At 64.7% G+C, this 14,011-nt stretch carries 8 protein-coding genes; 5 read left to right on the plus strand and 3 right to left on the minus strand.

The genetic code is table 11. The features are described 5' to 3' along the window. Nucleotides 1-4: 4 nt before the first annotated feature. Entirely contained in the window at nucleotides 5-1,093 is a 1,089-nt protein-coding gene (locus tag C9I57_RS28680) for a HigA family addiction module antitoxin (protein WP_107153933.1), read from the minus strand. Further along, on the minus strand, nucleotides 1,086-1,430 hold the full coding sequence (locus C9I57_RS28685) for a killer suppression protein (protein WP_107153934.1): 345 nt from the start codon (nucleotides 1,428-1,430) through the stop codon (nucleotides 1,086-1,088). The genes C9I57_RS28680 and C9I57_RS28685 overlap by 8 nt, the downstream gene beginning before the upstream one ends. 306 nt (nucleotides 1,431-1,736) lie before the next feature. Between C9I57_RS28685 and recC the strand changes: the two genes are divergently transcribed. The 4 genes from recC to C9I57_RS28705 all read left to right on the plus strand — a co-directional run bounded on the left by recC (nucleotide 1,737) and on the right by C9I57_RS28705 (nucleotide 12,870). After that, nucleotides 1,737-5,333 (plus strand): exodeoxyribonuclease V subunit gamma, encoded by a 3,597-nt coding sequence (gene recC / locus C9I57_RS28690; protein ID WP_258187878.1) that lies wholly within the window; start codon nucleotides 1,737-1,739, stop codon nucleotides 5,331-5,333. An 18-nt stretch (nucleotides 5,334-5,351) separates the two neighbouring features. Further along, entirely contained in the window at nucleotides 5,352-9,179 is a 3,828-nt protein-coding gene (gene recB / locus C9I57_RS28695; protein WP_258187879.1) for an exodeoxyribonuclease V subunit beta, read from the plus strand. Then, nucleotides 9,176-11,371 carry an exodeoxyribonuclease V subunit alpha gene (recD, locus tag C9I57_RS28700; protein ID WP_258187880.1) on the plus strand — a complete coding sequence of 732 codons (2,196 nt, stop codon included), beginning with the start codon at nucleotides 9,176-9,178 and terminating at the stop codon, nucleotides 11,369-11,371. Before recB ends, recD begins: the two co-directional genes overlap by 4 nt. A 143-nt stretch (nucleotides 11,372-11,514) precedes the next feature. Next, nucleotides 11,515-12,870, plus strand: a complete 1,356-nt coding sequence (locus tag C9I57_RS28705; protein WP_107153937.1) for an MFS transporter — start codon at nucleotides 11,515-11,517, stop codon at nucleotides 12,868-12,870. A 38-nt stretch (nucleotides 12,871-12,908) separates the two neighbouring features. Here C9I57_RS28705 and C9I57_RS28710 read toward each other — a convergent pair whose 3' ends face one another. Beyond that, on the minus strand, nucleotides 12,909-13,355 hold the full coding sequence (locus C9I57_RS28710; protein ID WP_107153938.1) for an SRPBCC family protein: 447 nt from the start codon (nucleotides 13,353-13,355) through the stop codon (nucleotides 12,909-12,911). A gap of 139 nt (nucleotides 13,356-13,494) precedes the next feature. Between C9I57_RS28710 and C9I57_RS28715 the strand changes: the two genes are divergently transcribed. Then, on the plus strand, nucleotides 13,495-13,974 hold the full coding sequence (locus tag C9I57_RS28715) for a GNAT family N-acetyltransferase (RefSeq protein ID WP_107153939.1): 480 nt from the start codon (nucleotides 13,495-13,497) through the stop codon (nucleotides 13,972-13,974). The last annotated feature ends 37 nt before the right edge of the window (nucleotides 13,975-14,011 follow it).

Below are 14,011 nucleotides of genomic sequence, written 5' to 3' on the forward strand. Positions count from 1 at the left end.
TTAGTCATTCATGATCCCACCGGAAAGTTTGCTTCAAATCATTGCAGTGGCTTCTTGCAAGCAGCTGCCGGTGCTGCAAGTGACCCACGACGATGCCAGGGGAAATGCCAACCATTTTGGCGAATGCGACGATAGTCGCCTTCCCAAATTGCCCCTGCTTTACGAAGTCGGATAGTTGCGCGCGGGGCAACAGTTCTTGTTCCGCGAAGTTGTTCGCCTCCGCTTCCTTCACCGCGTCCAAGCCATTGGTGCCCTCGAGGAAAAGTTCCTTTTTTCCATGCAACAGAATATGCCCGGCTTCGTGAAAAAAAGTGAACCATAGATGATCATCGGTGCGATATCGCAAACTGAGCTGAATGATCGCTTTGTTGGCGCTGAGCCATCTCGTGGCACCGCTGACCCCTGTTTTGGGGAGTGCAGGAACGAAGACTACAGCTACGCCAGCCGCCGCGCATAGTGTCTGCAGACGTGGGACAAAGAACTCGGGACGCTCGGTTGTCAACGACCGAATCTTGTCGAGCGCCTCACGGAACAAGGCCTTGTCGAACGGCGCACAAGTCATCTGCGAGGCTTCGATCTCGCCACGACGCAACCAAGCCGAGACCGCTTCTGGAAAGATCTCATGATGGTTGTGCTGTCGGTAAGCTACGTTCAAGCTCGGCCACAGGTCATTCCACTGGCTAACGCTTGCAATCCCGAAAAAACGCAAGACTTCTACCAACTGTGCCTTTGCGTCATTAGTCCTTTCGATCCATCCGAGCTTCGCCATCATTGAGACGGGGACGCGTCTGAGCCAACCTAGGTCACGCTCGAGCCGCGCCTCCTCGCGAATTCGGGCAAGAGCTTCCTGATATTGACTTTCCAGGTTTAACCAATAGACAGCGGGCATGCCCAGTGCCCTCTCCAACTTGATGGCGGTTTCGGGCGTAATCGACGACTTCGCTTGGACGAGCGAGACAATGTGCTTCGGAGTCAGACCCGTCCGCTTTGCGAGCTCTTGCTGAGTCATCCCGCGTACTTCCAGTTCCTCGCCAAGCACTTCGCCCGGCGCGACGGCGTAGTCAGGCCGAAATTCGTTGGTTTGCCTAACCATGAGTATCCTCGATTCCCGTTATTTCGATGGCAGTCACGCGGCTCCAGTCCAATCCGCCCTCCGGTCTCTCGGGCAAAGGATCGTGCCTTGCCTTGAATACGAGCCTGTATGGGTGATCGAGGTCAACCGTCAGTTGGCCCTTTCGGTTCCCGGTGAGTTCATGACATCGATGCGGTGGACTCATCGGTGGCGCGAAAATTCCCAGGTTGGGGGCAGCACGAAGCTTCACCATCGCAATCTTGAGTTTCTTCGCTCTCAAAGGACCATGCGTCTTGATCATCGCCTTCTCTTCGTTGAGTTGCTTGCACAGCGCCTTGTTGGCGAAAGTGATGTCCATTCACGTCGATGAGACTACAATTTCATTAACCTAAGAGGTTATCATTTCTTCTGGTAGCTGCCAAGGATGTGTCCGAGCGGTCCGCGCGACCGACCTCCGGCTGCCGAGCGCGATGTCAGTGCCTGCATCGCGTCCGGCAAGCGCGGTGCCGCGCCCCAATTTTCCTGAACGACCTTGAGTCCAATGCTGCCTTAATATGTATGCCGGCCCGCGCTGCGGTTCGGGGCCGATCTCTTCGAAACTACCTTCGGTCTCTGCGACGGGCCGTCGCTGACCGGATTCACACGCACGTTGATGGAGTCCCGTTTGACCTCACACACGCTTCCCGCCGGGCTGATGCTGGTGCATGGCAACCGGCCCGAGCGGCTGCGCGAGCTGATGATCGAATGGATCAAGCAGTACCCGCTGGCGCCCTTGGAAAACGAAGTGATCCTGGTGCAAAGCAACGGGATCGCTCAGTGGCTGAAGCTCGCGTTCGCGGCCGATGCCGAGGAGGGCGGCTGCGGGATTTCCGCCGCGCTCGATCTTTCGCTTCCCGCGCGTTTTCTCTGGCAGGTCTACCGCGCGGTGCTCGGCGCCGATGCGGTGCCGGCCGTCTCTCCGTTCGACAAGTCGCGCCTCGTCTGGCGGCTGACGCGTCTCCTGCCGGCGCTGCTCGAGCTGCCGGAATACGGCCCGCTCAAGCGCTTCATGGCGCACGACGACGATCAGCGCAAGCGGTTTCAACTCGCCCAACGTGTGGCTGAACTGTTCGACCAATACCAGCTGTATCGCGCGGACTGGCTCGCGAGATGGGCCGCGCACGACGACGTGCTGATCGATGCCCGCGACGCGCGCACGCCGCTGCCCGACGAGCATCGCTGGCAGGCGGCGTTGTGGCGCGCGCTGCTCGACGATGTCCGCGCGCATGGCCCGGACGGCATCGACGCGGCGAAGGGCGGCCGCGCGGCGGTGCACGACGCATTTCTGCGGCGCGTCGCCGCCATGGGCGACGGTGAGCGGCCGCGTGGGCTCCCGCCGCGCGTCATCGTATTCGGCATCTCGAGCCTGCCTCGGCAATCGCTCGAAGTGCTCGCCGCGCTGGCAAGCTTCACGCAGGTGCTGATGTGCGTGCACAACCCGTGCGCGCACTATTGGGCCGACATCGTCGCCGACCAGGATCTGTTGCGTGCGCAGCGCTCGCGCCAGCGTCGTCGTCAAGGCGCGCCCGCGATGATCGACGAGGCGGAGCTTCACCTCTACGCCCATCCGCTGCTCGCGGCCTGGGGCAAGCAGGGGCGCGACTTCATCGGCTTGCTCGATGAATTCGACAGCGACGCCGCCCGCAACACTTATGCGTCGCGCTTCGCGAGCATCGGCCAACGTATCGATCTGTTCGAGAGCGACGGCACCGCCACGATGCTGCAACAGTTGCAGGACGACATTCGCGATCTGCGGCCGCTCGCGGAAACGCGCGAGCGCTGGCCAGCGGTCGACCCACGCGCGGACCCGTCGATTCGCTTTCACATCGCGCACAGCCCGCAGCGCGAAGTCGAGATCCTGCACGACCAGCTGCTCGCCGCATTTGCGGCCGATGCGACGCTGCGCCCGCGCGATGTGATCGTCATGGTGCCCGACATCGAGGCCTACGCGCCGCACGTGCAGGCCGTGTTCGGTTCGCTCGATGCGGGCGATTCGCGCCACATCCCGTTCAGCGTCGCCGATCGGGGCCAACGCGACTTCGACCCGCTGCTCGGCGCGCTCGAGACGCTGCTTGCGCTGCCGCAATCGAGAACGACCGTCAGCGATGTGCTCGACCTGCTCGAAGTGCCCGCGCTGCGCGAGCGCTTCGGCATTTCGGCCGACGACGTGCCGACGCTGCACCATTGGATCGGCGGCGCGAACATTCGCTGGGGCCTGCACGGCGAGCAACGCGCGAGCCTCGGTTTGCCGAAGACGGGCGACGACGATGCGCCCAACACATGGGCCTTTGGCCTGCGCCGAATGCTGCTCGGCTACGCGGTGGGCGACAAGTCGGACGCGTGGTCCGACATCGAGCCATATGCCGAAATCGGCGGGCTCGACGCGGCGCTTCTCGGACCGTTGACGCGCCTCATCGAGGCGCTCGACGAGACATGGCGCACATTGCGCGAGCCGGCCACCGTCGACGAGTGGTGTAGGCGCCTGCGCGAGCTCAAGAGCGCATTCTTCGCGCCCTCCGATAGCGACGATGCCTACACCCTCGACCGGCTCGACGCCGCGCTCGAAGCATGGCGAGACGAGTGTGACGACGCCGCGCTGACTGAGGCGCTTCCGCTATCGATCGTGGCCGACTATTGGCTCTCGCAATTCGAAGGAGGCGGCCTGTCGCAGCGATTCTTCGCGGGCGCGGTCACGTTCGCGACGCTGATGCCGATGCGCGCGATTCCGTTTCGCCGCGTATGTCTGCTCGGCATGAACGATGGCGACTTCCCGCGCACGCGCACGCCGCTCGACTTCGACCTGATGCGGCAGAGCTATCGGCCTGGCGATCGGTCGCGCCGCGAGGACGATCGCTACCTGTTCCTCGAAGCGCTGCTCTCGGCACGTGAGCATCTGCATGTGTCGTGGGTCGGGCGCAGCGTGACCGACAACACGCCGCGTCCGCCATCGGTGCTCGTGGGGCAGCTGCGCGAGCATCTGTCGGCCGGCTGGCGGCTGGCGGGCGACGAGAGCGGCAAGCCCGACGCGCTCATCGACGAACTGACGATCGTCCACCGGCTGCAGCCTTTCAGCGCCGACTATTTTCCCGCCGATCCGCACGCCTCGAAGCTGTTCACTTTCGCGAGCGAATGGAATCAAGTAGAGCGGACGGACAACGCAATCCGCCGCACCGTGACGGTGTTGCCGCCCATCGAACGCGAAGAGCCGTTGTCGGTTCGCGAGCTGGCCGCCTTCCTGAAGGATCCGGTCAAGTGTTTCTTCCGCCAACGTCTGCGCGTGGCGTTCGAGGCTGATGCGACGGCAAGCGAGAACGACGAACCGTTCGCCCTCGATGGGCTCGAAACGTGGCAACTTCAGAACGAGCTGATCCGCGCGCAGACGGCCGCGCTCGAGCGCGGCGACGAAGATCTGATGCCGAGCGCGCTTGCGCGTCTCGAGCGCATGTACCGCAGCGGCGATCTGGCGAAAGGCGGTTTCGGCGAGCTCGTCGGCGAGGAACTGCTCGCGCCGATGCCGGACCTCTTCGAGCGTTATCAGGCTGCACTCGCACGTTGGCCCGAGGCGCTCGAAGAGCAGTTCGAACTGCGTGTCGAGGCCATGCTCGATGACCGCGCGCGCTCGGTCGAAGACTGGATCGGCGGACTTCGCCGCAGCTCGGACGGCGGGCTGGGCCACGTGATCCTCGATGCGAGCACGATCGTCAAGGACAACAAGTATCGCCGCGACCGAGTCATCGCGTTCTGGGTCCCGCACCTGGCCGCGCAGCTGGCGGCGGGCCCGGTCACGACGGTGGTGATCAGTAAGGTTGGCGGCATCGAGCTCGCGCCTGTGGCACCGGATGAAGCGCGCGCGCATCTGCTCGCATTGCTGAGCGCGTGGGACGAGGGTATGCGCAGGCCGTTGCCGCTCGCGGTCAACACGGCGTTCGCATGGCTCGCGAAGCGGCGCAACGGCGACGGCAACGGAGCGCGCGAGGGTTCGCCGCAGGCCGACGAAACGCAAGCGCGCGAGGTGGCACGCGCAGCCTATGAAGGCACGTCGTGGCAACCTGGCGAGCGCGATATGAATGCTTACTTGTGCCGCGTGTACCCCAACTTCGACGCACTCGCCGCGAGCGGCGAGTTCGAGGCGCTGGCCGTTGAGTTGCTGCAGCCGCTCCATCTTGCGATTCCCGCGGCGGCAAGGGGGAAGAACGACGCCAAAAACGGTGGGGAGTCCTAATTGATAAATGATGCACCCGTGAGTGATTCGATTGCTTCGGCTGCCGCGGTGTTGGACCCGCTACGCTTTCCGTTGCGCGGTAGCAGTCTTATTGAAGCGAGCGCGGGCACCGGCAAGACGTTCACGATTGCGATGCTCTATGTGCGACTCGTCTTGGGGCATGGCGGCCCCGAGCTGCGCACGCAGGCATTGACGCCTCCCGAAATCCTCGTCGTGACGTTCACCGATGCGGCGACGAAGGAATTGCGCGAACGGATTCGCGCGCGTCTCGTCGAGGCGGCCGCGTACTTCCGCGCGGATCCTGCCGACGTTGCCGAGCGTCCGGCTGGCGACGACCTGCTGCACGCGTTGCGCGCCGACTGTTCACCCGATGAGTGGCCCGCCTGCGCGCACCGGCTCGAACTGGCCGCCGAATGGATGGATGAAGCAGCCGTCTCGACGATCCACGGATGGTGCAATCGGATGTTGAGCGAGCATGCGTTCGATAGCGACAGCCTGTTCTCGCAGACGCTCGAAACGGATCAAAGCGCGTTGCGCGCTGAAGTCGTGCGCGACTATTGGCGCACCTTCCTCGCGCCGCTCGATGCGCAGTCGGCGGGCGAGGTGCGTCGATGGTTCGCGAGTCCGCACGCATTGCAGTCGATGATTGGCGGTCTCATTGCGCACGCGGACCTCCTGCCCGAAGCGCCCGCGCCGGAGCAAGCACTGCGCGATGCGCGTGAAAGGCTTCGCGCGCACTTGGCACGCCTCAAGGAAAACTGGACGATATGGGCCGATGAACTGCAAGCGATCCTCGACGATGCGCGCGAGAAAAAGCTATTCAACGCGCAGCGCCTGAATCGGACGAACTGCCAGAACTGGCTCGACAAAATGCGGGCATGGGCTGCCGATCCGGAGATGTTCAAGCCGGCGTTCACCGACGATGCGGCCGTCTGGACGCGCTTGACACGAGACGGGCTCGCCGAGATCTGGAAGACCGGCGATGCGCCGTGTCACCCGGCGCTCGACGCAATGCAGGGGCTCCCCGCCGCGCTGGCGGCGCAGCCGACGGCCTATCGTGAACTGCTTTGCCACGCGGCTCGCTGGGTTGCCGAGCGCTTCGCCGCCGAAGAGAAGAAACGGTCGCAGATGGGATTCGACGATCTGCTGACACGCCTTCGCGACGCGCTGCACGCACCGAACGGCGCGCGTCTCGCCGAGATCATTCGCCGGCAATACCCGGTGGCGCTCATCGACGAGTTCCAGGACACGGACCCAGTCCAGTACGACATATTCGACTCGGTCTATCGAATCGCCGAGAACGACGCCGACACGGCGATCATCCTGATCGGCGATCCTAAGCAGGCGATCTACGCGTTTCGCGGCGCGGACATCTACACGTACTTGACGGCGCGCCGTGCCTGCGCGGGGCGTCTCTTTACGCTGAAGAAGAACTTCCGCTCGACGGCCGCGATGGTGGCGGCCGTCAACCGCTGCTTCTCGGCGGCGGAGGCGCGGGCGGACGGGCAGGGTGCGTTTCTGTTCCGCAACGCCGCCGATGGGGACAACCCGTTGCCGTTCGTCGCCGCCGACGCGCAAGGCCGTGCCGACGAGCTTCGCGAGAACGGACATGACTTGCCGGCGCTGACCGCATGGTGGCTGCCGCCCGCCGAGGATGGCAAGCCGCTCGGCAAAGAGGCTTATCTGCGCGCGATGGCGGCTAGTTGCGCGACCGAAATGGTTCGTCTGCTGAACCTGGGCCAACGAGGCGAAGCGGGGTTCGTCGGCCCCGAGCGGATGACGCCGTTACAGCCCGCTCACATGGCTGTACTCGTCAACAACGGCGAGGAGGCGCGCACGATTCGCGCCGCGCTCGCCGAGCGCGGCGTGCGCAGCGTCTACCTGTCCGACAGGGACTCCGTGTATCAGACCGAGCAGGCAGCCGAACTGCGCCATTGGCTCGCGGCCTGCGCAGAGCCTGATGACGGACGGCTCCTTCGCGCCGCGCTCGCGACGGCGACACTCGGGCTCGATTGGGCCGCGCTCGATGCCCTCACGCACGATGAAATCGAGTGGGAATCGCGCGTGCTGCAGTTTCGCGGCTACCGCGATTGCTGGCGCAGCAAGGGCGTACTGCCGATGCTGCGCCGGCTGCTCAATGATTTTCACGTGCCGCGAAGACTGATCGGGCAAGCGAGCGGCGCGTCGGTGAACGGCGAGCGCGTGCTGACGAATCTGCTCCATCTGGCCGAGCTGCTGCAGCAGGCGAGCACGCAACTCGACGGCGAGCACGCGCTGATTCGCTACCTCGACGAAGAGATTGCGGACGAGGCGGGCGGCGCAGTCGGCGACGCGCGGCAACTGAGGCTCGAAAGCGACGCGGGCCTCGTGCAGGTGGTGACGGTTCACAAGTCGAAGGGGCTCGAGTACCCGCTCGTGTTCCTGCCGTTCGCGTGCAATTTTCGGCGAACATTGCCGACCGATATGCCGCTGAAGTGGCACGACGAGACGGGGCGGCTGCAGGTGACGCTCGGTGACGCGGCCGTCTTGCCGCAAGTCGATCGTGAGCGGCTCGGCGAAGATCTGCGCAAGCTGTACGTGGCCCTCACGCGCGCTCGCTACGCGACATGGATCGGCATCGCGCCGATCCAAGGCGTCGAGTCGAGTGCGCTCGGCTATTTGCTCGACGGCGGCAAGCCGATTGCGCCGCATGCGCTCGGCGAGCTGCTCGAGCGGCTTGCCGAAGGATGCGCGCAGATCAGCGTCGGAGAAGCCGTGGCTCCGAGCGACGAGCCCTTCACCTTGCGCGAATCGCAAGTCAGGCGCGGCGCCGCGCGGACGTTGCGGCAGGCCGTGAGCGAGCGCTGGTGGATCGCCAGCTATTCGAGCCTGCGCAAGGTCGACGGAGTGATCGGCGGGACGGGCGCTCATTCGCATGCATCGTTTAACGCGGATGAATCGGGTGACGCGCATGCCGCGCCCGACACGCGCGGACAGGACGTCTTCCAGGAGCTCTCCGAAGCTGAGGTGCCCGACGAGCCGGACGTGAATTTGCCGCCGACGGGCGCCGCGACCAGCACGTCGGAGCAGGACCGGGCGCTCCACGATTTTCCGCGCGGAGCCGACGCCGGCAGCTTCCTGCACGAGTTGATGGAATGGGCGGCGACCGAAGGATTCGAGGAGGTGGCCAAGCGCCCCGACGTCCTGCGCGATACGGTCGCGCGCCGCTGCAGTTTGCGCGGCTGGGCGCGCTGGATCGAGCCGCTGACCGCTTGGCTGCTGCGCCTTTTGCACGAGCCGTTGCACTTGCCGGCCCGCGGCGGCGAGCCGATGCGGCCCGTCACGCTGCGCGCATTGAAGTCGTATCTGCCCGAAATGGAGTTCTGGGTAGGCGCGCATGCGGTCGATGCGCAAGTGCTCGACCGCATCGTCTGCGAGATGACGCTCGACGGCGCGGCGCGCCCCGCGCTCGAGCCGGCGCGGCTCAACGGCATGCTCAAAGGGTTCATCGACCTCGTGTTCGAGCATGAGGGCCGCTACTACGTCGCGGACTACAAATCGAACTGGCTTGGGCCGGACGATGCGGCGTACACGCCGGCGAGAATGCGCGCCCAGATCCTGCATTCGCGCTACGAGCTGCAGTACGTGCTCTACCTGTTCGCCCTTCATCGGCTGCTCAAGGCGCGTCTGCCGGATTACGACTACGACCGCCATGTCGGCGGCGCGGTGTATTTGTTCCTGCGCGGCAGCCACGCGCCGAGCCAGGGTCTTCATGTCGATCATCCGCCGCGCGCGCTGATAGAGCGACTCGATGCGCTCTTCGCGCATCGCGTGAGCGAAGATGAATTGGCGGGGGATATCGCATGATGACTCGTGTCACCGATCCTATTGAAGCGGCAGCGGACACCGTGACGCACCGAGCCGGCGAGGAGGCGCGCGCGGATGCGCGGCGGATGCTGGGCGTGCTTGACGATTGGGTCGAGCGAGGCTGGCTTCGTGCGCTCGATGCGGCATTCGCGCGCTTTCTATCGCGCGAAGTGCAGCAGGCGAGGCCGCTGTTGATCCTTGCGGCGGCGCTTGCCAGCCACCAACTGGGCCGCGGCCATGCCTGCCTGGATCTGCGGGCGACGCTCGACGACCCGGCGTTCGCGTTGTCGCTGCCGCCGGACGGACCTCCTGAGTGGTTGGCCGACACGCCTGCCTGCGCGCCCGCCGATCTGCTGGCCGGCGTCACGCTCGCCGAGTGGCTGGCGGCGCTCGACGAGCGGATACTCGTGAGCGCGGGTGCGGGCAACACGCCGCTCGTGCTGGTTGGCACGCGCCTGTACCTGCGCCGCTATTGGCAATACGAACAAGACGTGCGCGCCGGCATCGAACGACGATTGCATGCGTCGAGAGAGCAGGCGGCGATGTTGAATACCGATGCGGTGCGGGCTGCACTCGACAGGCTGTTTCCGGCGCGGGAAGCCGCGAGGCCCGGCGCGGACTGGCAGAAGCTCGCCTGTGCGCTGGCGGCGCGCAGCGCGTTCAGCATCGTCACGGGCGGCCCGGGCACGGGCAAGACGACGACGGTCGTTCGTCTGCTCGCGTTATTGCAAGCGATCGCATTGACGAATGATGCAGCCGGCGCAAACACGACTCGGCATGCCCGACCGCTGAGAATCAAGCTCGCGGCGCCGACCGGCAAGGCGGCCGCGCGACTCAACGAATCGATCGCGGGTACGGTGGCGCGCCTGCCGCTAGATGGCTTCGCGTACGGCATGGCGGTGCGGGAGTCGATTCCGACGGCGGTCAGCACGCTGCACCGCGTGCTCGGCACGCGTCCGGACAGCCGGCGTTTCCGTCATGACGCGGCCAATCCGCTGCCGGTCGACGTGCTCGTGATCGACGAAGCATCGATGGTCGACCTCGAAATGATGGCGGCCGTTCTCGACGCGTTGCCCGAATCGGCAAGACTGATTCTGCTCGGCGATAAGGATCAGCTGGCCTCGGTGGAAGCAGGCGCTGTGCTAGGCGAGCTTTGCGGCCGCGCGGTCAAAGGACATTACACGCCCGAGACCCTCGACTGGCTGCAGGCGGCGACCGGCGAGCGAATCGACGACTCGATGCGCGACGAGCATGGCACGACGCTCGATCAGGCGATCGCCATGCTGCGCGAGAGCCATCGATTCTCGTCCGATAGCGGCATCGGCGAGTTGGCGCTGCGCATCAATGAAGGAGATGCCGCGGGCGTCATGCGAGTGTTGAGTGAGCGGCGCGCCGACGTTGCGTTGCTGAGCTGTTCGGCAACTGAAGACGCGTCGTTCAAATCGCTCGTGGTCGATGGGCGGGGCGCGGCCGATCCTGCTTTCAGCGATGCGGCGATAGCGGCGCGGCAAGGCTACCGTCACTATCTGGAGACGATGGCGAGCGGCGAGCCGGAAGCGGATGCCACGCCGGAAGCGTTTGCCGCATGGGCGGCGCAAGTGCTGAAAGCGCACGGCGCGTTTCAGTTGCTCTGCGCGGTGCGCCGCGGCCCGTGGGGCGTAGAGGGGCTGAACAAGCGAATCGCGCGCCTTCTGCACGAAGAAGGTCTGATCGACGCGCGCAGCGAATGGTATCCGGGGCGGCCGGTGCTCGTGACGCGCAACGACTACGAGCTCGGGCTGATGAACGGCGACATCGGGATCGCGCTCCCGGTGCCCGGCGGCAAGGACGGGGGGCGGGCATTGCGTGTCGCGTTTCCGTCCGCCGATGGCTCGGGCGGCATCAAATGGGTTTTGCCGAGCCGGCTCCAGGCGGTCGAAACGGTGTTTGCGCTGACGGTGCACAAGTCTCAGGGCTCGGAGTTTGAGCATGCGGCACTGGTTTTGCCGGACACGTATAGCCCGATTCTGACGCGCGAGCTCGTTTATACGGGTGTGACGCGGGCGCGGGCATTTCTCACTTTGGCCATGCCCGAAGGGAAGAGCGTCCTCGAGCAGGCCGTGACCGCGAAAGTGCAGCGGGCGAGCGGGCTTCTGGCGGGATTCGGCGAAGGCGGCCGGTCGCCAGACGAGTCCTCGGAAGCGCTGGGCTGACCCGAATAGTCAGATTTTGATAGCGGTAATTCCGTAAGCGTTTCACGGGTATACACGGATCGCAGGCGGACGTCGGTCGATATAGTTTTACTATTCGAGACCGACGCACGTCACGACGTCGGTCCTATAACCATGGAGACGCTATGGACGATAGGACGACCGTCACCCAAGCCGCAGTGTCCGGGGCGAGCATTCCGAACCTCCGCTGGACCGTTCTCATCTGGCTGCTGCTCGGCGGCATCATCAACTACCTCGATCGCGCGAGTCTCTCGATCGCCGCGCCCGAAATGATCCATGAGCTGGGCCTCACGCGGACCGACATCGGCCTGCTCGGCACGGTCTTCGCCTGGACGTACGCGGTGATGCAGTTGCCCGCCGGCTGGATCGTCGATCGTTTCGGCGCGAAGCGCGCCTATGCACTCGGCATGATCTGGTGGAGCGTGGCGACTTACCTGACGGGCGTCGTCGGCGCGCTTTCAGGCTTGATCGTCATGCGCGTCCTGCTTGCGGTCGGCGAGGCCCCATGCTGGCCGACCGCCGCGAAAATCACTTCCATCTGGTTCCCGGGCAAGGAGCGCAGCTTCGCCACGGGCATCTGGGATTCGTCGTCGAAGTGGGGCCCCGCGCTCGCGCCGGCGTTGCTGATCGCGCTGATGGTCGCATTCGGTTGGCGCGCCTTGTTCCATGTGACGGGTATCGCCGGCATCGCGTTCGCGCTCGTCTTCATGGTGCTGTACCGGAACCCGCGCGACAGCAAGCGTCTTTCGCGTGCCGAATTCGACCATATCGAAGCGGGTGGCGGCGGCCACGAGCGTGCGCTCGGCCGCGGCTCGCATCTCGCGTGGGGCGCGCTCTTCAAGCAGCGCAGTGTCTGGGGCATGATCTTCGGCTACTTCTGCGCGATCTGGCTGTGGAACCTGTTTCTGGTCTTTCTGCCGCTTTACCTGCTCGATCGCTTTCACGTGACGTTCGCGCAGCTCGGCGTCTACGCGGCCGTGCCTTGGGTCGGCGGCGCGCTCGGTGAAATCGCCGGCGGGTATTTGACGAAAAAGCTCGTCGATCGCCAAATCGCGTCGCCGATGGGGGCGAAGCGCGCGGTGCTCGTCGTCTGCGCGCTCTTGGCTGGCGCTTGTGCGATCACGCTGCCGTTCATCGCGACGCTCAATGGAACGCTCGTCGCGACGACGCTCGGCCTCGCATGCATCGCCGCGACGATCGGCAGCGCATGGGCGATGGCCGCCGACATCGCGCCGCCCAAGCTTGTCGCCTCTGTTTGCTCGATCCAAAATTTCGGCGGCTACTTCGGTGGTGCGTTCTCGCCGGTCGTGGCCGGCTATCTCGTCGATCACACGGGCTCGTATGCCCTCGCGCTGACGAGCGGCGGCATCATCGCGGCATTCGCCGCGCTGTTCTACGGATTGATGGTCCGGCGGCCCGTGCCGGCGATCGAGCCAGGAGCGAGCGAGGAAACAGCCCGCGCTCCGGAGGTGGCGGGCTGAAAGAGACAGGCCGCTCGTGTCTGTGAGCGGCCTTTCAACTACTGTCGAATCTCGGCCTCCACCAACAACGTGAGCAACGCAAGCGACTCCTGCCACCCGAGATAGCAGGCTTCGGCGGGAATGACTTCCGGTATGCCTTCCTGCACGACATGGAGCTCTGTTCCGAAGATCACAGCCCGTAGCGACACCGTCGTCTGCATGGTCCCCGGCATGTTCGGATCGTCGAACTGCGCTGTATACCGAAGCCGCTCGTGCGGCACGAGCTCGAGATACTCGCCGCCGAAAGAATGGCTATCGCCCGTCGTGAAGTTCGTGAACGACATCCGATAGCCGCCCCCCACCTTGGCATCGAGCTCATGAACCTTGCCGGTGAACCCATTCGGCGGAAGCCACTTGGACATGGCATTCGCGTCGAGGAATGCGCGATAGATGCGCTCGGGCGTGGCCCGAATGACTCGATGCAGACGGACGGTTTGTGTAGACATGATCGACTCCCGGAGTGAACGGAGGATGAGCCCCCCGATCCTACGCGACGATCGAGGCAAGGAGAAATCGACAGCGCACATGCGTGCTAGCATGCCCTCTCATCGTGCCTACAGAACCTACAGAATAAGGACAAGTCGAATGAACGCATCATTGACCACCGACGCGCCGCTGATCGTACGGCCCATCGAGGCGAGCGATTTCGACCGTTGGCTCCCGCTGTGGGACGGCTATAACCGTTTCTATGGCCGTTTCGGCGATACGGCCTTGCCGCGGGAGATCACGAATCTGACGTGGTCGCGGTTCTTCGACGGCTACGAGCCCATGCACGCGTTCGTCGCGCAGCGGGGCGAGGCCCTCGTCGGCCTCGTGCATTTTCTTTATCACCGCAGTACCACGCTCGCCGGCCCCATCTGCTATCTGCAGGATCTTTTCACGCTCGAAAGCGAGCGCGGCAAAGGCGTCGGCCGAGCGTTGATCGAAGCGGTCTACGCCGAAGCGCGTGCCGCGCGCGCCGAACGCGTCTACTGGCACACGCACGAAACCAACCACACCGCGATGCGGCTCTACGACTCCGTGGCGGATAAACCGGGTTTCGTGATGTATCGACGATCGCTCTGAAAACCGCCGAGCGGCCCGGTCGACTTCGACGTTCTCC

It is taken from the genome of Trinickia symbiotica (assembly GCF_003028655.1).
Classification (GTDB): Bacteria; Pseudomonadota; Gammaproteobacteria; order Burkholderiales; family Burkholderiaceae; genus Trinickia; species Trinickia symbiotica_A.